Source organism: Nocardioides sp. NPDC051685 (genome assembly GCF_044453405.1).
Taxonomy (GTDB): domain Bacteria; phylum Actinomycetota; class Actinomycetes; order Propionibacteriales; family Nocardioidaceae; genus Nocardioides.
Map to the genome: position 1 here is coordinate 1 of NZ_JBITCR010000011.1, position 20325 is coordinate 20325.

Here is a 20325-nt window from a genome sequence, read left to right on the forward strand (position 1 = left end):
TAGCCGGTGGGCAGCCGCATAGAGAGCTGCCCGCCGATCACCTGGACCGAGTCTGGCCAGACACCGATCCTGCAGTCGAGTGTCTAGTAGCCGCGTATGACGCAGCCCCGGACAACGCTCATCCCAGTGCGCCCGGCGCTTCGTATGGAAGGATCCGGGTCCATGATTCGTGCGGTGGTGTTCGACGTTGGCGAGTGCCTGGTGAACGAAACTCGGGAGTACGGCACCTGGGCGGACTGGCTGGGGGTGCCGCGGCACACGTTCTCTGCGGTGTTCGGGGCTGTCATCGCGCGGGGGCTGGACTATCGCGAGACGTTCCAGGTGTTTCGACCGGGATTTGATCTGACCGCGGAGCGGCGGAAGCGGGATGAGGCTGGGCAGCCCGAGCGGTTCGGGGAGGACGATATCTATCCCGACGTACGGCCTGCTCTGAAAGAGCTCCGGGCTGCTGGGTTGTGGTTGGGGCTTGCCGGCAATCAGACCGTCAACGCTGGTCGGATCCTGCGGGAGCTGGACTTTCCCGTGGACATGGTCGCGACCTCGGATGACTGGGGTGCGAGCAAGCCGGATCTATCCTTCTTCGAGCATGTCATCGAGGCCGCGCCTCACTCTGCTGAAGAGATCCTCTACGTCGGTGACCGGCTCGACAACGACATCAGACCGGCTGCCTGGACCGGGATGGCGACCGCGCTCATACGACGCGGTCCGTGGGGCGTGATCCAAGAGCACGACCCTGCGGCGGACGAGGTCGCCACGATCCGGATCTCGACACTGGCCGAGTTACCCGAGCGGATCGCAGCGCTCAACGACCGTCAGTAATCCGGACCCGCAAGTCGGACTCGCTCCCACCAAATCGCCCTGCCGACCGGTGGCTCCGAGGCGGTCGTAGACACGCCGGATGGCTTTGGCGACGAGCTCCGGGGCATCGCGTTGTACGTGGTGACCACCGACCTCGGCGGTAAAGAGGTCGCCGCCCAGGCGATGGGCGGAGGCGGCCTGATGGGCCTGCCAGCGGTCATCCATCTCGGCGAGGGTGAGGGGGTGCCAGTCATCAGCGGGCGCGACGTCGAGCCAGCGCCCAGGACGGCTAGCTACGACCGCCACTGGACGTGTGGTCGCGGCACGGCGGGCCCGGAACATGTCAGCAGCGACCACCACACTGTCGAAGGGGATGGTCCCGGGCTCGTCGCCGTCATCGACCAGGGGCCGACCGAGATCGATGTTGAGCTGGGCATCGCTGCCATCGACCAGAACCAGCCCCGCGGCGTCCTCCGGCCACTCGGCAGCGAAGACCTCGCAGATCAGCGCACCGTAGGAATGGCCGACGAGCACCCACGGCGCCGGGATCTTGGCTGCGCGGAGCAGAGCGTGCAACTCCTGCGCCGCCGCGCGCACTCCCCGCGGGGTCGTCACCGGCGCGGGTTCACTCCTTCCCAGGCCGGGCCGGGCATAGCAGACGAGCGGCAGGTCATCGAGCAGCGCTGTTACCGCAGCGAAGCTGTCGGCGCTGTCGCCTCCAGTGCCCGCGACAAAGACGACCGCTGCGCCCTCTCGTCCATCGGTGATGGCATCCACGCTGAGGCTGTAGTCCCCGATACTCAACAGTCCGGCAGGCATGCGCCGATGCTACGGCGATCTTGTCCTCGACACCGCCTGATTCACTGACACCGGGTGTGATTAGGAAGCGATCCGGTGGCAGACGAAATCGCTGCGCGACGGACGATAGGTTGAGGATCATGGCCGAGCGCAGCGCGACCCAGTGGATCATCCATGGCGAGGAGGTCGTCGACGACAAGCTGAAGATGGTGCTCAGCCGGGCGAGCGTCGAGCTTCCTGATGGGACCCTCTTCGATCAGTGGGTGATGCGGATTCCCGCAGCGGTCCTCGTGCTCATGGTCGATGATTCCGAGCGCGTGCTGATGATGTGGCGGCATCGGTTCATCCAGGACCGGTGGGTGTGGGAGCTGCCGGGTGGCTACCTCGATGATGGCGAGGAGCTGCACGTCGCTGCCCTGCGTGAGGCCGAGGAAGAGACCGGCTGGAAGCCACGCACGATCGAGAAGTTCCTGGAGTTCCAGCCGCTGGTCGGGACCGTCGACCAGCCGAACCTCATCTATCTGGCACGTGGGGCCGCGGACACCGGTGCGGCTCCCGACGTCAACGAGACCGATACGGTCCGTTGGATCCCGCTGGACGAGATCGAGGGACTGATCGCCGAGGGCAAGATCATCGGTGCAGGCTCGGTCGCTCCGCTGTACAAGCTGCTGCTGGCTCGCGCTGAGGGCAAGCTTCGTTCCCAGCTGCCCTGATTAAGCAGTGACTCCGAGCCTGGATGCGAGGGCTCGCGACTCACGCTCATTGAGCCGACCGCCATGCGTCACCAACTCGGACGCCAGCGACCGCGCCAATGGGTGGCTACGCATTGACTCCTCGCTGATGCCGGTGCCGGTGCGGAGCGCGCCAAGGCTGCCTATCCAGTCTCGCTGTTGGGCGTACGCCCGGGACAGTTCGAGCCATAGGCGCGCCCGCCTATCCATTGAAGGCACTGCGTCAGGGGCGATCGCGTTCGCTACGTCCAGCGCTCCCCCGGACTTGCGTAGGTCGACCTGTACTGACACGGCGCTGATGTCGGTGTTCGCCACACCGAACAGGGTCCACGGGTGCGCGGAGCCTTCAGGCATCGCGCGCGCCATTGTCATTGCCTGGTCGATCCCGCGGAGCGCATCACCTTCGCGACCGATCCGGGCGGCGGTGATTGCCCCGTGCAACTGGCAGGCACCCCACATTGCCTGGGCGTCTTCGTTGCCGTCCAGGTGCGGCTCGAGCAGTGCCGCGGCATCCGATGCGAGCCTGTAGGCGTCTTCCTCGCGTCCTGTCGAGCGCCAGACGTTACCGAGCACCCACGACGCCGACGCGAGCGTCACCGGGTCATCAGCGATCTCTGCGGCAGCCATGCACCGGTCAGCGGCAAGCCAAAGCAGTGGAGCATCGGCAACCCAAGCCAACACCTGCTCGGCCAACGCGTAGGCACCGGAGAGCGCGGCGGCGGCGTCGCGTCGTTCCTGCCCTTCCAGGGTCCGCAACGCACGTCGCCCATCCGTGATCAGCTCGGGGAGCATTGCCCCTGCGTCAGCGCGGGGCGTCTTCGAGGTGTGCCAAAGCCTCCATGCGCGCTCGACGCGCGCGGCAAGCTCATTCGTGTCGATGGGCGAAGGGGTAGGACGAAGATCCACGCCTTCAATGGCCTCACGGATCGCGGGCACAACAGGGTGTCCGGCACGGCGCGAGATGCCAACCAGCAACTGGTGCTCCCCTGTGATCTCGGTCAGGTCGCGTACGCCGAGGGCCTGCCCGATCTTGAGCAGCATCTCAAGGCCAGGAGGATGTTGGAGCCGGCCCTTCTCCACATCGCGGAGCCAGTCCTCAGACCGACCGACGAGACCAGCGATGACGGCCCGGGTACGGCCGGTGCGAGTGCGGATGTTCTGGATGCGCTCACCAATGACGCGGGCGGCGAGTTCGTCGGGGTTCGGCTGATTCGGCATAGGCCTTGCCTTCATCACGAGATTGGGACCACCTCCAGGATAGGGCGCGGCGGTGGCGTCTCACCACCGATGTGACCAGGGGAAATCCCCCCACCTGAGGCGGTGGGTTGCCCCCACCTGCCCGTGCCCCGCACGTCCAACAGGCTTGTTTCACCCCGGGGCGCTGCCGGTAAAGGGATCGCCTCCAACAATCCCGACTTTGCGGGCCAGCGGCGTTCCGGGTGCCAGCACTTTGTCTACGAGACAGGACTCAGGGGATGGACCAGGACCCGACGACATGCGGCACGTGCGGCCTGCGCTGGCCAAGAGAGGAGAAGCACCCTCCATGCCTGAAGTTGTCTCCTGAGGAGCGCAGAAGGCTTGCGGCATTGGGTTCATACAGGCCCGTCAACGAGGCCGTCGACAGTCGCACAAGCGGCGCGGGGACCGTCTCCCCGGAGCAGAACCTTCGAAAGGTACGCGCATGACCGCACTCCCCGAGTTCAAGTTCCGTACGTCCACCGCGTGCTCCTACGACAACAACGACCCTCGGTGTGTGGAAGTCGCGACCAACCGTCCGGGCACGGTGGCGGTCCGCAACTCGACGAACGGCAAGACTGTCGAGTTCACGACGGCTGAGTGGACAGACTTCCTGACCGGTGCGAAGGTGGGCGAGTTCGACGTCAAGCCGTAGGGAGTTCCGCTATGGACCAGTGCCCGCAGTGCAGCGGCAGCGTTGAGGTAGACCCAGAGCACCCCGGTGTGCTGCGTTGTATGTCCTGCTGGCGGTCCTGGTTCTCGCCCAAGGCGCGTACGTGCCTTGGTCACCGACCCATCCTGAACGCGGGCCTGCGCAGCCTGGCAGACGCCAGAGACCTACGCCGCGATTGACTCAACTGATCCACTCGACGGACACCGGTCCGGTTCTCAACCTCGGAGACTCGCGACGATGGTCGGGAGGCGGGTTCCGAACATCTCGACGCGGTCGACGGAGCGGATGGGCAGGTCGACGGACGTACCCCAGGAGCCCGTGCCGTCTCGGACGGTGCACGTCCCGAGCCACCGGGCGCGGCCGTCGGTGCCGATGAGGCGTACGTGGTAGGTGCCGTTCGGGGCGTCTTCGACGGACATGAACAGCCACGATGGCCGTCCTTGGTAGGCGAAGACGGTTCCGGCGTCGGCACCGTCGAGATGAAGGTCAGCGGCGCGGAGGTAGCTTCCGTCGGCGGTGGTGAGCACGCTGCGGTAGTCGTCGGCGACCTCGCGGTCGTCCGCGCCGCGCCACCAGGTGAGGCCGGCGGCGAGGGTCGCGACCAGCACCATCGCCGCCGCGACGAGCAGGCTGTTGCGCAGCCTGTGCCGAGGGGCACGCTGATCCAGCGCCGCCAGAACTCTGACGTCGAAACCGGTGGGCGGTTCGCGCTCCGGAACGAGCAGCAGCAGAGCGTCGACAGTGCCTGAGACTTCCTCGAGCTCGCGTCGACAGCTCACGCAGTCGGCAAGGTGCGCCAACCCACGAGCCCGCGACTCGCCGGAGGCCACCCCCATCGCCAGCTCCGGGATCAGCTCTCGCACGTCCCGGCAGCGTTCGGACTCAGGCATCGCGCACCCCCATTCGTTGCCGCAACCTCTGCAGACCTCGGCGGACCCTGGTCTTCACCGTGCCGGCCGGTATGTCGTCGCGAGCGGCGATCTCCCGCGCCGTCAGCCCGAAGTAGGTCATCAGCACGATCGGAGCGGCCATCTCGGACGGGAGCTCCGCCAGCGCCTGCCGCAGGGCGAGGGTGGTGTCCGGGTCATCGCTCGCGTCGCTCTCGTCTCGTACGGTCAGCAGGGCCACCAGCAGATCCGGGTCCATCGGATCGTCGTGGCGGTAGCGGATGGCGTCGATCGCTGCGTTCCGGGTGATGGTCAGCAGCCAGGTGGCGGCAGGCCCGCGTCGAGGGTCGTACGTGGCAGCGTGCCGCCACGCCTTGACGAAGGTGTCCTGGGCGACGTCCTCGGCGAGGGCGGACTGCTGGACGATGGTGAGGGCGAGGCCGTAGACGCGAGCCTGATGGCGGCGTACGAAGGTGGCGGCCGCATCCTGGTCGCCACCGGCCATCGCGGCCAGCAGCGACTCGTCCGACACGGCCCCCACGCCGGTCCTACCCTCCGGCCGTACGACGGATGGTCATCTCCGCGGTCCCGCGTCGCGATGCCACCCAATGACCGTACTCCCGTCAGTAGCCATAGCCACCGCCGTTGTCATCCGGCGTCGACGACTTCGAGGGGGTCTCGGACCCGTCGGTCCGCGCCGCCGCCCACACGAACTGGGTGCCCTGGAAGTCGTCCGTGAAGCCGTCACCCTTGAGCTCGCCGGCGCCCTCCTCGGCGAAGGTGTACAACGGCAGGCCTTCGTGGGTCAGCTGGGACTTCCCGTCGGGTCGGTCCACCGTCCCGAACTCGTCGCCCAGCGCGGAGTTCGCCGCGTCCACATCGGCGGCGGACGCGACGACCGGCTTCCAGAACTCCGTGCAGGCGTCGACGCAGCGGATCTTCCCGTCCTTCTCGACCTCGGCGGTGTAGAGCGTGTGCCCGTCGGCATCGGTGAGCACGTCGGTTCCGTCGACCTTCGCCGACGCGACGAGTGCCGATCCCCCGCCGCCGTCGTCGCTGCCGCAGCCTGCGGCGAGAAGTGCTGTGGCGGCAGCCGCGACCACGGCCCTTGCCAGGTGCGAAGTCGAAGGTCTCATACCAGGTATACGGGCCGACCCGCCCCACGGGATTCATCGTTGCTGCGTCAGGATGCGGTCCAGGTCGTCGAGGACCTCGGGCCAGGTGGTCTCGCTCGACGGGTCGCTATGGGCGAAGCTGCCGGCGAGCTCGAGGGTGATGTAGCCGTGGATGAGGCTGGACATCAGCCGGACGGCGTACGTCTCGTTGGGCTCAGCCACTCCGTAGCTGCGGACGACCGTGAGGGCGAGGTCGGCGTTGCGGCGGCCGGCGGCGATCGCATCGTCCACCGACGGCGGGGCCGAGGCCGCGTCCGGGGCGGGTGGGATGCGCTGGCGGGTGGTGGCGTCGTACCGGCCGGGTGAGCGGCGGGCGAAGTCACGGATCGCGTTGGCGAAGGCGAAGAGGCGGTCGCGGCCCTCCCCTGCGGTCATCGCCTGGGTCGTGGTGTCGGCAAGCTCGTTGAGTACGTGGGCGGTGACGGCGGCGCGGAGGTCGGTGCCGCCGGAGAGGTGGGAGTAGAGGGTGGGCGACCTGACGCCGAGCCGCCGAGCCAGGACCGAGACCGTGACGGCGTCGAAGCCCAGCTCGTCGGCCAGGTCGGCGGCGGCCGCGATCACGTCGGTCCGGTTCAACCCAGGACGACCCATCGGATTCCTCCCGATAACCATTTGCCTACGCGTTGTAGGAAACCTAGCATCGTCGGCATGAAGCCGCTGACCGAGACCGACGTACGCGCCTCGTTCGTCAACCTCACCAAGGGCGCGACCAAGCGCCTCAACCTCCCCGCTGACCTGGCCGAACGGCCGTGGGACGACCTGGACTACCTCGGCTGGCAGGACCCGAAGGCGCCACAGAACCACTACCTCGTCACCGAGCACGACGGCCGGCTCTGCGGCGTCGCGCTGCGGGCCTCGCGCGAGTCACGCGGGCCACGCAAGACGATGTGTGCGCTGTGCACCACGGTCGGTGACGTCGCACTGCTGGTCGCCTCGCGCGCCGGTCGTGCGGGCCAGGACGGCAACTCGGTCGGCACCTACATCTGCGCCGACCTCGACTGCTCCCTCAAGGCGCGCGGCAAGCGCAAGCTCGACACCCCGGTCATCCACGAGACCCTCAGCGTCGAGCAGAAGGTCGACCGGCTGCTCGGCAACCTCGACTCATTCGTCGCGCGGGTGCTTCGGCCCGCCTGAGATCCTGACTGCGCCCCGGTTTACAGATAACAACCGGAAGAGGCAGTATTCTGTTATGGCGATCAGGGGCGACTTCCTGACGACCCAAGAGGTATCCGACCTCTTGGGCGTCGAGGCGCGCCAAGTCCGCGCCCTCGCCGAGACGGGGTCCATCACCCGCGTCGCCCGCGGCATCTTCGACCGCACCTCGGTGGAGCGCTATCGCGCTGAGCGCGGTTCGCGGCTCACCCGGACCTGGGCTGAGCGCACCGCGTGGGGGGCGATCGCAATGCTCTCCGGCGCGGCCCCGAGGGACCTCGGCGATGTCCAGACGTACCGGCTCCGCGCCACCCTGCGGGAGATCACCGACCCGGCCGAACTGGCCATCCGCTTGCGCGACCGCGCGACCGTCACCACTTGGTCGGGCCACCGCTCCGTCATCGGGCGCGTCCGCGAGGAGCTCGTCGTCCCCGGCCGCCAGCGGCTTGGGCTCGTCGAGGACGAGACCGTCGTCGACGGCTACATCCATGCAGACTTGATCGCAGACCTCGTGCGCCGCTGCCACTTGGGCGAGGACAGCACCGGGTCCATCACACTGCGCTATACCCACATGGACATCGACTTCATCAACTACTTGTCAGCCTTCAACAGGACGCTCGCCGCCGTCGACGCCGCCACCTCGCTCGACCCGCGTGAACGCGGCGTAGGAGAGCAAGTTCTGAACCGCCGGTTGGAGTTGTTCCGCGAGAATGTCAGACCGTAAGCATCTGGGCATCGAGCGCCCCACAGTCGACATCGCCACCGCCGTCGGCGGCTGGCCCGACCCGTGGCCGAACGTCGCCGAGATCGCCGCGGTGCTGCCAACCGACAAGTGGACCTTGGTCGGAGGTCTGATGACCCAGTTGCACTCCATCCACCACGGCCTAGGCATCCTGCGCCCGACGAACGATGTCGATATCGTGCTGCACATCGAGACCTCCCGCGGCGTCGTCTCCGAGACCGCGAGCGCGCTGCGCTCACTCGGCTACAACCTTCGTTCGGCCGTCGATCCGCGTGACAACACCGCACACCGCTTCTACCGTGGCAGCAGCAAGATCGATCTGGTCGCCGGCCGTCACGATGAGGAGCCGGAGGAGGTAGTCGACGTCCTGGTCTCCGACCACCACGCTCCGAAGGTCACCGAACGGCTCGCTGGACGCGACATGGTCCGCATCGAGGGCGGCACGCAGGCTCTGCGGCGCACCATCAACGCGCGTCTGGAGATCGAGCCCGGCACCATCACCACAGTCTCGGTTCCCGGCGCGTTCGGTGCACTCATCTTGAAAGCTGCCGCCTATAAGACCGACTCCCGCGACCCTGACCGACATCTGCGCGACGCTGTGGTCCTGCTGGCCTGTATCGAGGACCCATTCGCCGAGCGCGAGGGCTTCACCGGCTCCGACCGATCCCGGCTCCAGGCCCTACGCACCCGGCTCACCCCAGACGACATCTCCTGGACCGCACTGACCGGCCAGCACCGGATCGACGCCGCGATGGCCTTGGAGATCCTCACCGGGGGCTGACCCGGACGGAGAAGACCTCGTGGCCGTCTCGTCTCAGCACTCGATGACGTTGACCGCAAGACCGCCGCGGGAGGTCTCCTTGTACTTGACCTTCATGTCGGCACCGGTTTCGCGCATCGTCTTGAGCGCCTTGTCCAGGCTGACCTTGTGGGAGCCGTCGCCGTTGAGGGCGAGGCGGGCGGCGTTGATGGCCTTCACGCTGGCGATGGCGTTGCGCTCGATGCACGGGATCTGTACGAGGCCGCCGACCGGGTCGCAGGTGAGGCCGAGGTTGTGCTCGATGCCGACCTCGGCGGCGTTCTCGACCTGCTCCGGGGTGCCGCCCAGCACCTCGCACAGGGCGCCGGCCGCCATCGCGCAGGCGGAGCCGACCTCACCCTGACAGCCGACCTCGGCGCCCGAGATCGAGGCGTTCGTCTTGCACAGGATCCCGATCGCGGCCGCGGTGAGCAGGAACCGGACGATGCCGTCCTCGATCGCGGCCTCGTCCAGGCCGGCCTCGGGCGCCACGAAGCGTACCCAGTAGTGCAGGACGGCGGGCACGATGCCGGCCGCGCCGTTGGTGGGAGCGGTGACGACCCGGCCGCCGGAGGCGTTCTCCTCGTTGACCGCCAGGGCGAACAGGTTGACCCAGTCCATGACCCGGAAGGGATCCTGGGCACCGGCCCCGGACGCCAGGTCGCGGTAGAGCAGCGGCGCCCGGCGCGGGACCCGAAGACCACCAGGAAGTACGCCGTCAGTGACCGGGTCGCGGTCGCAGCCGGCCTGCACGCAGTCCGCCATCACCCGCCAGATCTCGAGCAGACCGGCGCGGATCTCGTCGTGCGTACGCCAGGTCAGCTCGTTGGCGCGCATGAGGTCGGAGACCCGGAACCCCTCACGCTCGCAGGTGCGGAGCAGCTCGGCTCCGGTGGTGAAGGGGAAGCGGACGGGCGAGTGGTCCGGCACGACCCGGGCGGCGCCCACCGCGTGCTCGTCGACCACGAAGCCGCCGCCCACGGAGTAGTAGGTCCGCTCGCGCAGCACCTCCCCCGAAGCGGCGTACGCGGTGAACACCATGCCGTTGGGGTGGCCCGGCAGGCTCTTGCGCCGATGCATCACCAGGTCGGTGTCGCCCTCGAAACGGATCAGCCGGTGGCCGCCCAACGACAGTTCTCCGCGCTCCCTGATGGCCGCCACCCGCGCGGACGAGGCCCGGGTGTCGACCGTCGCTGGCTCTTCCCCCTCGAGGCCGAGCAGCACCGCGCCTTCCGAGCCGTGCCCGTGACCGGTGGCGCCGAGCGAGCCGTAGAGCTCGGCCTTCACCCGCGTCACCGCGTCCGAGAGACCGTCCGCGACGAGGCCGTCGACGAACGTCTTCGCGGCGCGCATCGGTCCGACGGTGTGGGAGGAGGACGGCCCGATGCCGATCGAATACAGGTCGAAGGTGCTCAAGGTCATCGCCACGACCGGGGTCCCGCTGAGGTCAGCGGTCACGGCGTTTCACTCCTCGATCAGAGCGTCGTAGGCCGCGGCGTCGAGCAGCTCGGGGGCGCCCGAGACGCGCATCTCGAAGAGCCAGCCGGCGCCGAACGGGTCGCTGTTGATCAGCGCGGGGTCCTCGACGACGGCCGCGTTGACCTCGAGCACCTCGCCGTCGGCGGGCGCGAACAGGTCGCTGACCGACTTGGTCGACTCCAGCTCGCCACAGCTCTCTCCCCCGGTGATCTTGCTGCCAACCTCGGGCAGCTCGACGAAGACGATGTCGCCCAGCGCCTCGGTGGCGAAGGCGGTGACGCCGACGCGGGCGACGTCGCCGCGGGTCTCGAGCCACTCGTGCTCGGCGGTGTAGGACAGGTGGGTCGGGTTGGTCATGGCTGTGCTCATTTCTTGGAGTAGAAGGGAAGGTCGACGATCTCGGCGTCCTCGTGGCTGCCGCGCACGACGACCTGGACCTTGGTGCCGGCAGTCGCGAGGGACGGCCGGACGTACGCCATCGCGATCGGGCGACCGAGCGTTGGGGACGGGGACCCGCTGGTCACCACACCGACCTCGTCGCCGGTGGCCGGGTCGACGACGGCGTAGCCGGCCCGCGGGGACCGGCGCCCGGCCGCGACCAGGCCGACGAGCACGCTGCGCGGGCCCTCGTCGCGGCGTACGGCCAGGGCGGCCTCCCCCACGAAGCCGTCGGGCTTGTCGAAGGAGACGACCCGGCCGAGGCCGGCCTCGAAGGGGGTCGTGTCGCGGTCCAGCTCGTGGCCGTAGAGCGGCATGCCGGCCTCGAGCCGGAGGGTGTCGCGGCAGGCGAGTCCGGCGGGCTGCAGCCCGTGCGGCGTACCGGCCTCGGTGATCGCCTCCCAGACAGCAGTGGCCGACGAAGGCGCGCAGTAGATCTCGAAGCCGTCCTCGCCGGTGTAGCCGGTGCGGGCGAGCAGGGCCTCGACGCCGGCGACCGTGCCGGCGTCGATGGCGTAGTAGCGCAGGGACGGGACGTCCAGCTCGGTCAGCGCCGCGACGATCGCCGCCGATGCCGGTCCCTGGACCGCGATCAAGGCCCACTCCGCGGAGGCGTCGTGGACCACGGCATCGAACCCCTGGGAACGCTCGACCAGGGCCGGAGCCACCACGCCGACGTTGCTGGCGTTGGCGACGACCAGGTAGCGCTCCTGCGCGAGCCGGTAGACGACCAGGTCGTCGATGATGCCGCCGTCCTCGGCGCAGATCATCGAGTAGCGTGCGCGGCCGATGCCGATCGCGGACGGCCGGCCGACCAAGGCATGGTCGAGGGCGCGCCCGGCCTCGGGCCCGGTCACCTCGATCTCGCCCATGTGGCACAGGTCGAAGAGGCCCGCGGTGGTGCGGACAGCATGGTGCTCGGCGGTCTCCGAGCCGTACCGGACCGGCATGCTCCAGCCGGCGAAGTCGGTGAACGAGGCGCCGAGCGCCTGGTGGATCTCGTGCAGAGGGGTAGGGACGGGTGAGGTCATGTGTGCGGGAGGCTCCCTGGTGGTGGGTGCCGACAGCGGCACCCGTGGACGGGTGACCTCCCCGCTCTGTCATCGCTACCTGAGAGCTTCACCGCCCGACTGGGGCGGTTTGCACCGTGGGTGCAGGATCGATCGGATCCTGTCTTTCCAGAGGTCGCCTCACCACAGCGGTCATGGGGCCTGAGAGATTCTGGGGAGGTTTGCTCCTTCGGCGCCTCACCCGGGATGGGCGAGGACTCTCCCGCTGCAGTTCGAACGGCGGATGTGAAGTTGTGCGGCAAACCTAGGTCTGGCCACCTCGGCCGTCAAGATGACGACCTACGATGGCTCGGTGCCACCGACCAACGCCAGCACCCGGGTCCCCGTGGTCATCCTCACCGGCCATCTCGGGTCCGGGAAGACCACGCTGCTCAACCATCTGCTGCGCCAGCCCGGCGCCCGGGTGGGCGTGGTCGTCAACGACTTCGGCGACATCAACGTCGACGCCGGGCTCGTCACCGGACAGATCGACGAGCCGGCCTCGATCGCCGGCGGCTGCCTGTGCTGCCTGCCCGACGCCGGCGGCCTCGACGACGCCCTGGAGAAGCTGACCCACCCGCGGCTCGCGCTCGACGTCGTCATCGTCGAGGCCAGCGGGATCGCCGAGCCCGGCACGTTGGCCAAGCTGGTCCGGTTCAGCGGTGTCGAGCGCGTACGCCGCGGAGGACTCATCGAGGTCGTCGACGCCGCCGCCTACTTCGACACCCTCGACGACGGGCGGGGCCCGGCACCGGTCCGGTTCGCGGCGGCCACCCTGGTGGTCGTCAACAAGACGGACCTGGTGCCGGCCCATGACCGGGAGGAGATGCTCGCCCGCATCGAGCAGCGCGTGCGGGAGCACAACCCGGAGGTCCACATCGCGTACGCCGTCGGCGGCCGCATCGACCCGCGACTCGTCTACGACGCCGCGGTGAGCGAGGACCCGCCCGACGAGCTGCCCATCGCCGCGCTGCTGCGCGAGGCGGCCGCTTCGCACGAGGCCCATCAGCATGCCCGGGCGGTCACCGTGACGACCCCGGGCACCATCGAGCCGGCCCGGCTGCTCGACCTGCTCGAGGAGCCGCCGGCGACGGCGTACCGGGTCAAGGGGACCGTCGCTGTCGCGACCGGGCAGGGCCCGCGCAGCTACCAGGTGAATCTGGTCGGCCGCAGCGCCCACGTCGCCGCGGCGCGGACGCCCAGCACGGCGAGCGAGCTCGTGGCCATCGGCCTGGAGCTCGAGACCGACGCGGTCCGCGATCGCCTCGCGGATGCCCTCGCCCCGGCCGAACGACCGAGCACCGAGGGCCTTCGCCGGCTGCGCCAGCTGATCCGCGTCAGCCTCTGACCAGGTGGCTCGGCGTGATCAGCCGTCGATCTCGACCTCGGCCTCGCAGTTGACCGGGGCGTTGAGCGGGATCGCCATACCGATCGACGACCGGGCGTGCCTGCCGACTTCGGGCCCGTAGAGCTCGAGGATCAGGTCAGAGTAGCCGTTGGTGACCTTCGGCGTGGCGTTGAATCCCGCGGCCACGTTGACCATGGCGAACACCCGGAGCCACGCAGTGACGCGGTCGAGGTCGCCGAGTTCCCGTTTCAGGCTGGCCAGGTGGGCGAGCGCGACGAGCCGGGCCGCCTGGTAGCCCTGTTCTGGACTCACGTCGGTCCCGACCTTGCCCAGCGGCTGCGCCAGTGTGCCGTCGTCGTTGAGCGGGACGTGCCCGGAGATGTAGGCGCGGTTTCCCCGTGTCCGCACCCAGGCGAAGGGCAACACGATGCCCGGCGGCGCGACTAAAGGGGCGGGCAGCCGCAGGCCCAGCTCGTCGAGCTTGGCTTCGATCTTCATCGCAATCACTCCTCGGGGAGGGCGTCGAGCTCGGGCATGACGATCGCGCTCTCCTGCTCGTTGGGGTCCGTTCGCGCGAGCACGGCGACGACTGGGGCTGTGGTACTCGCGTTGGCCGGCCTGTGGGGTACACCAGCCGGAATGTAGAGGAAATCGCCCGCACGTCCGACGATCACGTGCTCCAGCCGGCTGCCGAACCGCAACGTCAGCTCACCGCTGAGCACGTAGGCGGCGGACTCGTGCTCGGCATGCATATGCGCGTTCGCGACGGTCTCGGGCGGGAGCGTAGCCAGCTCGAGGCAGAGCCCTCGGGAGCCCGCTGTTACTGCGGAGACCCCGGCGGCGTAGGTGACCCCGGTCGCGCCCGGCGCGCCGTCGCTGGACTGAATGAGGACACATCTGTCCATGATGATCACTCCTTGTCGAGTGTCAGCCGGAACGCCTGCGCCCCGAGGTCACGTCCGGCGGAAGAGGCCGGTCACCGGACATGTCACCGGTCTCGATGTCGTACTCCGCGGCCCGATGGAAACCGATCCGCTCGTAGAGGCGCGTCCCGCTCCGCGTCATGCATCCGCAGGTTCAAAGGTGTTCGGGTGGGGAGTCTCGTGATGTCGCCTATACTCCAAACTAGAGGAAATGTACCCTCCAGTTTGGAGTATCGTCAAGTGCGAAAAGCAACGACCACGAGCTACGTGATTCTCGGCCTGCTAGCCCTCCGCAGCTGGTCGACCTACGAGCTGGCGCAGCAGATGCGACGCAGCATCCGGTACTACTGGCCGCGCGCCGAAAGCCACATCTACGAGGAACCGAAGAAGCTGGTCGCCCTGGGCTGGGCGGAATCCACACGTGAGTACGTCGGACGCCGGCCTCGAAATGTCTACCGGATCACCGAATCCGGCCGTGCCGAGCTCCGCCACTGGCTCGCGCAACCCGGCACGATGCCGCTGGTCGAGTTCGAGGGACTGGTCAAGGTCTTGTTCGCCGAGCAGGGCGGCAAGGACGAGCTGCTCGCCACGCTGCGCTCGATCCGCCAGGAGGCTGAAGCAGCCCGCGACCATCACGCCGCGCTGGCGGCCGACCTGGTCGAGACCGGCGGCCCGTTCCCGGACCGGCTGCACGTCAACGCGCTGGTGTTCCGGTTCATGTGGGACCAGACCGAAACGGTCATCCGGTGGTCCGAATGGGCTCAACGCATGGTCGAGGACTGGCCGGACACCTCTCCTCAGCCCGCCGAGACCGAAGCGATCGCCGCCCTGCGCGAGGTAGCCGAACTGGCCCGATGACGCCGCCTCAGCCGGCTCGACGGACGATCCGCTCCATGTCGGTGATGATCACGCCTCGTGACTCGAGCTTGACCCAGCCCTTGGCCGCGAAGTCGGCGAGCGCCTTGTTGACCGTCTCCCGAGCCGCCCCGACGAGCTGCGCGAGCTCCTCCTGGGTCAGGTCGTGGCGTACGTGGACGCCCTCCTCGGTCTTCTCACCGAACCGCTCGGCGAGATCCAGCAGCGCCTTGGCCACCCGGCGGGGCGCGTCGGCGAAGACCAGGTCGCCGATCACGTCGTTGGCCCGGCGCAGGCGACCCGACAGCAGCGCAAGCAGGCCGCGGGTCACGCTCGGGCGTCCGTCGAGCAGACGCAGGAGGTCGTCGTGCGACAGCGAGGCGAGCTCGACCTCGTCGGTGACGGCCGTGACCGTCGAGGAGCGTCGGCCCGGGTCGAAGAGCGACAGCTCGCCGAACACCTGGCCGGGCCCCAGGATCGCCAGCAGGCTGTCCTGCCCGCCGGCCGAGGCACGGCTCAGCTTCACCTTGCCGTTCACGACCGCGTAGAGCCGGTCGGCGGCGTCTCCCTCGTGGAACAGCACCTCGCCACGCCGGAGGCGTGTCCGATCCATCATCGCGAGCATCGCCGTCATCGACTCGTCGTCCAGCTCGCTGAAAAGCGGTGCGTGCCGAAGCACGTCTTGATCCATTACCCAGCCGCTCCTGTCATCGCTTTACCGAAGACATCAGCCTAGCCAGATCCGGGGCTTTGACAGCGCATGTGTGGCCCGCATCGCACCCCTGTCGAGTGCGTTCTTCGCCACACCGGAGCAGATACGACTCATCCGGATCCAACGCCGCCTCGCCGGATGCATCAGGCTCCGCCATCCGCCCACGCATGACTGCTCGTTCAGGCAGGCCGCGGAGCAGCGGTGGTCCGACGGATCACCAGCTGGGTGTCGACCGTGACGGACAGCGCCGTGCCTTCCTCGTGGCGCAAGATGCCCAAGAGCATCTGGGCAGCGAGAACGCCCTGTAGGCGAGCGTCCTGCTTGACGGTGGTCAGGTGCAGGAGGCTGGCGTGGGGATGGTCGTCGATGCCGATGATGGAGATGTCTTCGGGAATCCGCAGACCGGCGTCCCGGATGGTGCGCATGGCACCGAACGCGACCTCGTCGGAGTGGGCATAGACGGCGGTGGGGAGCTCGCACGATGAGAGCAGCTGGGCCATCGCCGCGGCGCCCTCCTCGCCACCCCAGTCGGTGGTGACCACGAACGTCGGGTCGGGCTCGATCCCCGCGTCGGCCAGGGCGAGATGGTAGGCGCGACTTCGCCCGGAGGGTTGGCGAGGCTGGTCGGGGTCAATCGCCTCGATCATCGCGATCCGCCGGTGGCCGAGCCCGAGCAGATGCCCCATCGCCTGGCTGCCGGCCTTGAGGTCGTCGATGCAGACGTGCGGGTAGACCTCGTGCTGGCCCCCGGCGGCGATGACCTGGACACCAAGCATCAGCTCGAGGCTCCGGCGCTCGGCCTCCTCGACCGGGAAACCCACGACGACAACGGCGTCGACCTTTCTCCGGGCGGGTAGCCGCTCGAAGAAGGACCTGCGGTCCTCCAGGTTGCCCACGTGGTAGAGCAGTACGTCGAACTGAGACTCGCGCAGCACTGACTCGATGCCTTCGAGGATCGCACCGAAGAACCAGCGCGAGAGATGCGGCGCCACGACCGCGACCCGGCCCGTGGACCCCTTCTTGAGCCTCGAGGCATCAGGGGAAACGACGTAGGCGTGCTTCTTCGCGACCTCCAGAACCTTCTGCCGTGTCGCGGGAGAGACATTGGGCATGCCGCTGAGCGCCCGTGACGCGGTCCCGAGGCCCACCCCGGCTATCCGAGCGATGTCGGCCAACGTCAGCTCGCGCGGCTGCTCAGAGTCCATGTCGAGCATGATACGCGATCGACTGGCAACGTTTCCAGGAGATCACCGTCACCACATTCATGCTCACACTTCCGGCCTTGACAAGATGACGTGACTGGGATCACAGTTATGACTGGAAACGATTCCAGCCCGGCAGACAGGAGCGGACATGAGGCCGATGCGAAGATTGAGGGCCCTGGGGGTGGCAGCTGCGATGGTCGCGGTGGCGTCGATGTCGGCGTGCGCCGGGCCAGGCGGCGAGGCGCCTGCGACGGATGCGAGTCCGACGAGCGTACGAACCGACGTCGGCGATCAGGAAGCGACGATCACGCTCTTCACCGGTGCCGGCCTCAAGGACTACCAGCAGGCCCTGGCAGACGCCTTCATGAAGAAGTATCCGGCCATCACGGTCGAGCTCCAGGTCGAGGCCGACAACAACTACAACACGGTGCTCCCCCGGTTGCTCGCCTCCGACAGCCCGCCGGACCTCGCCGTCGTGGGGGACCTGAACGGCGCGGTCCGCGACGGGCTCGTCACCAACCTGGATGCCTATGACGACGCGTACGGGTGGAGCCAGAAGGTGCCGGCCAGCGTTCTCGACGCCGGACGCGTCCGCGACGGCGAGACCGGCACCGGATCCCTCTACGTCGGTGGTGGCGCGGCGGGCCCGCTGACGGGGGTGTTCTACAACCGCGAGCTGGCCGAGAAGGTCGGGATGTCGGACATCCCGCAGACCCTCGATGAGTGGGAGGCGGTGATGGCGAAGGCCAAGGCGATGGGCATCACGCCGATCGTCGCTTCCAACGCCGACGGTCTCATCGGGCATCTGTACAACCTCCTGCTGGGCAACTACATGGGGGCGCAGTCAGTTCTGGACGTGGCGTGGCGCAAGCCCGGCGCCTCTCTCGACACCGCGGAGGCGACCGAGGCCACCGCCCGCCTGCAGAAGTGGGCCGACGCCGGCTACTTCAACGCAGACGCCAACGCGATCAACCAGGACGCGTCCTACGGCCGGTTCGCCGCGGGCAAGGGCTTGTTCATGGTCCAGGGAACCTGGATGACACAAGCGCTGCCGGCGTCCTTCGACGGCAAGTACGGCATCTTCCCGATCCCGCCCGTCGAGGCCGGCGGCCCGATCATCAGTATGACCGCCAACACGCTGGCTTTCTCCATCGCCTCACGCTCGGACAACAAGGATGCGTCTGCTCTGTTCCTGGACTTCCTCACCACCCCTGAGGCCGCCGCGGTCGCGACCGACAACGGGTACGCGGCAGCAGACGCGACCGACCAGACCCCGCTGAGCCTGGAGTCCGACGTCGAGAGCCAGATCCGAGCCGGATACGCCGCCGTGACCGCGTCCGAGGGGTTCTTCACCTGGATCCAGAACTCCGTACCTGCGGTGAACACCGAGCTGTCGGCACAGCTACAGCTGCTCGTCAGCGGCAAGGCCGACCCCGAGGACGTGGTCGAGCACCTTCAGAAGTCCTACGAGCGAGGCCTGCAGGACCGATGATGACCGACGTCAGCGCACCCGCCCCGACCACACCGCCAGTGAGGATCACCGAGCCGGGACGACGGGCCCGCCCGCGCCCGCGGAGTCGTTCGACGGCGAAGCGCTGGAGCGGCTGGCTCTTCGCGCTCCCCGCCCTGGCCTTCTACGGGTTCTTCAACCTGAGCCCGATCCTCCGGTCGGTCTGGTTCTCCCTCTACGACTGGAACGGCATCGGTCCGTCCACCTGGGTCGGGCTGGAGAACTACCGTGCCATCGTCACCGACCCCGATCTGCTGGAACCGTTGCTCCATGCGCTCGTCCTGATCCTGTTCTTCACCGCCCTCCCCGTCTGCTTCGGCCTGGTGGCGGCAGCGACGATGCAGTCGATCCAGGGCCGGTTCACCGGGGCATTGGCGCGCACCGTGCTGTTCCTCCCCCAGATCATCCCCGGGGCCGCAGCGGGCGTGGCCTGGACATGGATGTACGCCGACAACGGTGTCGTCAACCAGGTTCTGCGCCTGATCGGCCTCGGCGGGTTCACTCGCGCCTGGCTGGGCGACTTCGACTGGGCGCTGGTGGCGGTCGGGTTCATCGGCACCTGGCTGTCGACCGGGTTCTGCACCCTGCTGCTGATGTCGGGTGTGGGCAAGATCGGAGCCCACCTGTACGAGGCGGCGCGGCTGGACGGAGCCGGAGCGGTCGCACGCTTCCGCCACATCACCGTCCCCGGCCTCAAGCAGGAGATCGGGGTGTGCACGACGGTCACGATCATCAGTGCACTTGCCAGCTTCGACGTGGTCTACCTGGCAACCCAAGGCGGCCCCGGCGGCGCCACCATGGTCCCGGGCGTCAAGGTCTACGAGCTCGCCTTCAACGAGAGCCGGCTCGGTGATGCCTCCGCCCTCGCCGTGGTCCTGGCGCTGCTCATCGTCGCCATCGTCCTACCGCTCCAACGTCTCTTCCGAGAGGACTGACCCGTGGCCGTCGTAACACCGTCCGTACTTCGCGCACCCACGCTCCGCCACCGGGGCCCCGGCATCGCCCTGATCCTCATCGCGGGCTTGTACTCCATCGTTCCGCTCGTCAGCATGCTCTCGGCGGCGCTGGCGCCGCAGGGGACGATCCCCAACGGCCTGTCCTGGCCGTCCGACCCGCAGTGGCACAACTTCGTCGACGCCTGGACCGTCGCCAACGTCACCACGCTGCTGAAGTCGAGCACTCTCATCGTGCTCGGCGTGGTGCCGCTCTCCGTGCTCATCGCGACCATGGCGGCGTACGCCATCACCGTGCTCAGGATCCCACTGGGCCGAGCGTTCTACCTCCTCCTTCTGCTCACGCTCACGCTCCCCTACGAGATCGTGATCGTGCCGCTCTACCAGCAGGTCAACCAGCTCGGTCTGCTCGACAGCCAACTCGGTCTCATCCTGCCGCTGATCGGCCTGAACATGCCGTTCGCCGTGTTCTGGATGCGAGCTCACTTCGTGAACTCCCCGGCAGAGCTGACCGAGGCCGCCTCGCTCGACGGCGCCGGACCGTGGAAAGCCCTGCGACACGTCCATCTGCCTCTGGCCACGCCGGCCGTGACCTCGCTGGTGCTGCTGATGTTCCTGTCGACCTGGAACACCTTCCTGCTCGCCCTGGTCCTGGTCAACGACCCCAACAAGCGCACGATGGCCGGCGCCCTGCAGGCGTTCCAGTCCAAGTACAGCACCGACATCGTGCTGCTCAACGCGGGCGCGCTGCTCCTCATGGCGCCCACGATCATCGTGTTCCTGCTGCTCCAGGGCCAGTTCACCAAGGCCCTCCTCCAGGGAGCCACCAAGGGATGACCAGCCTCCAACTCAACCACACAAG

At 68.2% G+C, this 20325-nt stretch carries 25 protein-coding genes and 1 riboswitch; of the genes, 11 read left to right on the plus strand and 14 right to left on the minus strand.

Going from position 1 to position 20325, the window contains the following annotated elements:
* The first annotated feature begins 162 nt into the window (after positions 1-162).
* Entirely contained in the window at positions 163-819 is a 657-nt protein-coding gene (locus ACIA03_RS24420; protein WP_396987374.1) for an HAD family hydrolase, read from the plus strand.
* Here the strand turns inward: ACIA03_RS24420 and ACIA03_RS24425 are convergent.
* Complete coding sequence (locus ACIA03_RS24425; protein WP_396987376.1) at positions 781-1617, minus strand: alpha/beta fold hydrolase; 837 nt, start codon at positions 1615-1617, stop codon at positions 781-783. The genes ACIA03_RS24420 and ACIA03_RS24425 overlap by 39 nt on opposite strands.
* A 119-nt stretch (positions 1618-1736) precedes the next feature.
* On the opposite strand from ACIA03_RS24425, the gene ACIA03_RS24430 reads away from it, so the two are divergent.
* Positions 1737-2309 (plus strand): NUDIX hydrolase, encoded by a 573-nt coding sequence (locus ACIA03_RS24430; RefSeq protein WP_396987378.1) that lies wholly within the window; start codon positions 1737-1739, stop codon positions 2307-2309.
* On the opposite strand, the gene ACIA03_RS24435 is transcribed toward ACIA03_RS24430, so the two are convergent.
* The gene (locus ACIA03_RS24435; RefSeq protein ID WP_396987380.1) at positions 2310-3545 is read right to left on the minus strand and encodes a helix-turn-helix domain-containing protein; all 1236 of its coding nucleotides are present in this window, start codon (positions 3543-3545) and stop codon (positions 2310-2312) included.
* Positions 3546-4008: 463 nt separating this feature from the next.
* Between ACIA03_RS24435 and ACIA03_RS24440 the strand changes: the two genes are divergently transcribed.
* On the plus strand, positions 4009-4218 hold the full coding sequence (locus ACIA03_RS24440; RefSeq protein ID WP_396987382.1) for a DUF397 domain-containing protein: 210 nt from the start codon (positions 4009-4011) through the stop codon (positions 4216-4218).
* 233 nt (positions 4219-4451) lie between these two features.
* Here the strand turns inward: ACIA03_RS24440 and ACIA03_RS24445 are convergent, their stop codons facing one another.
* The 4 genes from ACIA03_RS24445 to ACIA03_RS24460 form a co-directional block, all read right to left on the minus strand.
* On the minus strand, positions 4452-5126 hold the full coding sequence (locus ACIA03_RS24445; RefSeq protein ID WP_396987383.1) for a zf-HC2 domain-containing protein: 675 nt from the start codon (positions 5124-5126) through the stop codon (positions 4452-4454).
* Positions 5119-5664, minus strand: a complete 546-nt coding sequence (locus tag ACIA03_RS24450; RefSeq protein WP_396987385.1) for an RNA polymerase sigma factor — start codon at positions 5662-5664, stop codon at positions 5119-5121. Before ACIA03_RS24450 ends, ACIA03_RS24445 begins: the two co-directional genes overlap by 8 nt.
* Positions 5665-5746: 82 nt before the next feature.
* Positions 5747-6259, minus strand: a complete 513-nt coding sequence (locus ACIA03_RS24455) for a hypothetical protein (protein WP_396987387.1) — start codon at positions 6257-6259, stop codon at positions 5747-5749.
* 33 nt (positions 6260-6292) lie between these two features.
* Positions 6293-6889: a WHG domain-containing protein gene (locus tag ACIA03_RS24460; RefSeq protein ID WP_396987389.1), complete on the minus strand. Its 597-nt coding sequence runs from the start codon at positions 6887-6889 to the stop codon at positions 6293-6295.
* A gap of 57 nt (positions 6890-6946) precedes the next feature.
* Between ACIA03_RS24460 and ACIA03_RS24465 the strand changes: the two genes are divergently transcribed.
* The 3 genes from ACIA03_RS24465 to ACIA03_RS24475 are packed head-to-tail and all read left to right on the plus strand — an operon-like array spanning position 6947 to position 8973.
* Positions 6947-7432 carry an FBP domain-containing protein gene (locus ACIA03_RS24465; protein WP_396987391.1) on the plus strand — a complete coding sequence of 162 codons (486 nt, stop codon included), beginning with the start codon at positions 6947-6949 and terminating at the stop codon, positions 7430-7432.
* A 55-nt stretch (positions 7433-7487) separates the two neighbouring features.
* The gene (locus tag ACIA03_RS24470; protein ID WP_396987393.1) at positions 7488-8174 is read left to right on the plus strand and encodes a type IV toxin-antitoxin system AbiEi family antitoxin domain-containing protein; all 687 of its coding nucleotides are present in this window, start codon (positions 7488-7490) and stop codon (positions 8172-8174) included.
* Positions 8161-8973, plus strand: a complete 813-nt coding sequence (locus ACIA03_RS24475; protein WP_396987395.1) for a hypothetical protein — start codon at positions 8161-8163, stop codon at positions 8971-8973. Before ACIA03_RS24470 ends, ACIA03_RS24475 begins: the two co-directional genes overlap by 14 nt.
* A 33-nt stretch (positions 8974-9006) precedes the next feature.
* On the opposite strand, the gene ACIA03_RS24480 is transcribed toward ACIA03_RS24475, so the two are convergent.
* The 3 genes from ACIA03_RS24480 to gcvT are packed head-to-tail and all read right to left on the minus strand — an operon-like array spanning position 9007 to position 11939.
* The gene (locus ACIA03_RS24480) at positions 9007-10413 is read right to left on the minus strand and encodes an L-serine ammonia-lyase (RefSeq protein ID WP_396987657.1); all 1407 of its coding nucleotides are present in this window, start codon (positions 10411-10413) and stop codon (positions 9007-9009) included.
* A gap of 42 nt (positions 10414-10455) precedes the next feature.
* Positions 10456-10827, minus strand: a complete 372-nt coding sequence (gene gcvH, locus ACIA03_RS24485) for a glycine cleavage system protein GcvH (protein ID WP_396987659.1) — start codon at positions 10825-10827, stop codon at positions 10456-10458.
* A gap of 8 nt (positions 10828-10835) precedes the next feature.
* A complete protein-coding gene (gcvT, locus tag ACIA03_RS24490) occupies positions 10836-11939 on the minus strand; it encodes a glycine cleavage system aminomethyltransferase GcvT (RefSeq protein WP_396987397.1) in 1104 nt (367 codons plus the stop codon).
* Between the two features lie 158 nt (positions 11940-12097).
* A riboswitch (glycine riboswitch) is annotated at positions 12098-12193 on the minus strand.
* Between the two features lie 77 nt (positions 12194-12270).
* Here gcvT and ACIA03_RS24495 point away from each other — a divergent pair.
* Positions 12271-13305, plus strand: a complete 1035-nt coding sequence (locus tag ACIA03_RS24495; RefSeq protein WP_396987400.1) for a CobW family GTP-binding protein — start codon at positions 12271-12273, stop codon at positions 13303-13305.
* 18 nt (positions 13306-13323) lie between these two features.
* Here the strand turns inward: ACIA03_RS24495 and ACIA03_RS24500 are convergent, their stop codons facing one another.
* The 3 genes from ACIA03_RS24500 to ACIA03_RS24510 are packed head-to-tail and all read right to left on the minus strand — an operon-like array spanning position 13324 to position 14370.
* Positions 13324-13803 carry a RidA family protein gene (locus ACIA03_RS24500; protein ID WP_396987402.1) on the minus strand — a complete coding sequence of 160 codons (480 nt, stop codon included), beginning with the start codon at positions 13801-13803 and terminating at the stop codon, positions 13324-13326.
* A gap of 5 nt (positions 13804-13808) precedes the next feature.
* Positions 13809-14210, minus strand: coding sequence for a cupin domain-containing protein (locus tag ACIA03_RS24505; protein ID WP_396987404.1), 402 nt, complete (start codon positions 14208-14210; stop codon positions 13809-13811).
* Positions 14211-14232: 22 nt separating this feature from the next.
* Positions 14233-14370, minus strand: coding sequence for a hypothetical protein (locus tag ACIA03_RS24510; RefSeq protein WP_396987406.1), 138 nt, complete (start codon positions 14368-14370; stop codon positions 14233-14235).
* A 98-nt stretch (positions 14371-14468) separates the two neighbouring features.
* On the opposite strand from ACIA03_RS24510, the gene ACIA03_RS24515 reads away from it, so the two are divergent.
* Positions 14469-15086, plus strand: a complete 618-nt coding sequence (locus ACIA03_RS24515; RefSeq protein ID WP_396987408.1) for a PadR family transcriptional regulator — start codon at positions 14469-14471, stop codon at positions 15084-15086.
* A gap of 7 nt (positions 15087-15093) precedes the next feature.
* Here ACIA03_RS24515 and ACIA03_RS24520 read toward each other — a convergent pair whose 3' ends face one another.
* Positions 15094-15774 carry a Crp/Fnr family transcriptional regulator gene (locus ACIA03_RS24520; RefSeq protein WP_396987409.1) on the minus strand — a complete coding sequence of 227 codons (681 nt, stop codon included), beginning with the start codon at positions 15772-15774 and terminating at the stop codon, positions 15094-15096.
* Positions 15775-15974: 200 nt separating this feature from the next.
* Positions 15975-17000: a LacI family DNA-binding transcriptional regulator gene (locus ACIA03_RS24525; RefSeq protein WP_396987411.1), complete on the minus strand. Its 1026-nt coding sequence runs from the start codon at positions 16998-17000 to the stop codon at positions 15975-15977.
* Positions 17001-17148: 148 nt separating this feature from the next.
* Here ACIA03_RS24525 and ACIA03_RS24530 point away from each other — a divergent pair, with 148 nt between their 5' ends.
* The 3 genes from ACIA03_RS24530 to ACIA03_RS24540 are packed head-to-tail and all read left to right on the plus strand — an operon-like array spanning position 17149 to position 20300.
* Positions 17149-18492 (plus strand): ABC transporter substrate-binding protein, encoded by a 1344-nt coding sequence (locus tag ACIA03_RS24530; RefSeq protein ID WP_396987413.1) that lies wholly within the window; start codon positions 17149-17151, stop codon positions 18490-18492.
* Positions 18492-19445, plus strand: a complete 954-nt coding sequence (locus ACIA03_RS24535; RefSeq protein WP_396987415.1) for a carbohydrate ABC transporter permease — start codon at positions 18492-18494, stop codon at positions 19443-19445. The genes ACIA03_RS24530 and ACIA03_RS24535 overlap by 1 nt, the downstream gene beginning before the upstream one ends.
* Positions 19446-19448: 3 nt before the next feature.
* Positions 19449-20300: a carbohydrate ABC transporter permease gene (locus ACIA03_RS24540; RefSeq protein ID WP_396987417.1), complete on the plus strand. Its 852-nt coding sequence runs from the start codon at positions 19449-19451 to the stop codon at positions 20298-20300.
* The last annotated feature ends 25 nt before the right edge of the window (positions 20301-20325 follow it).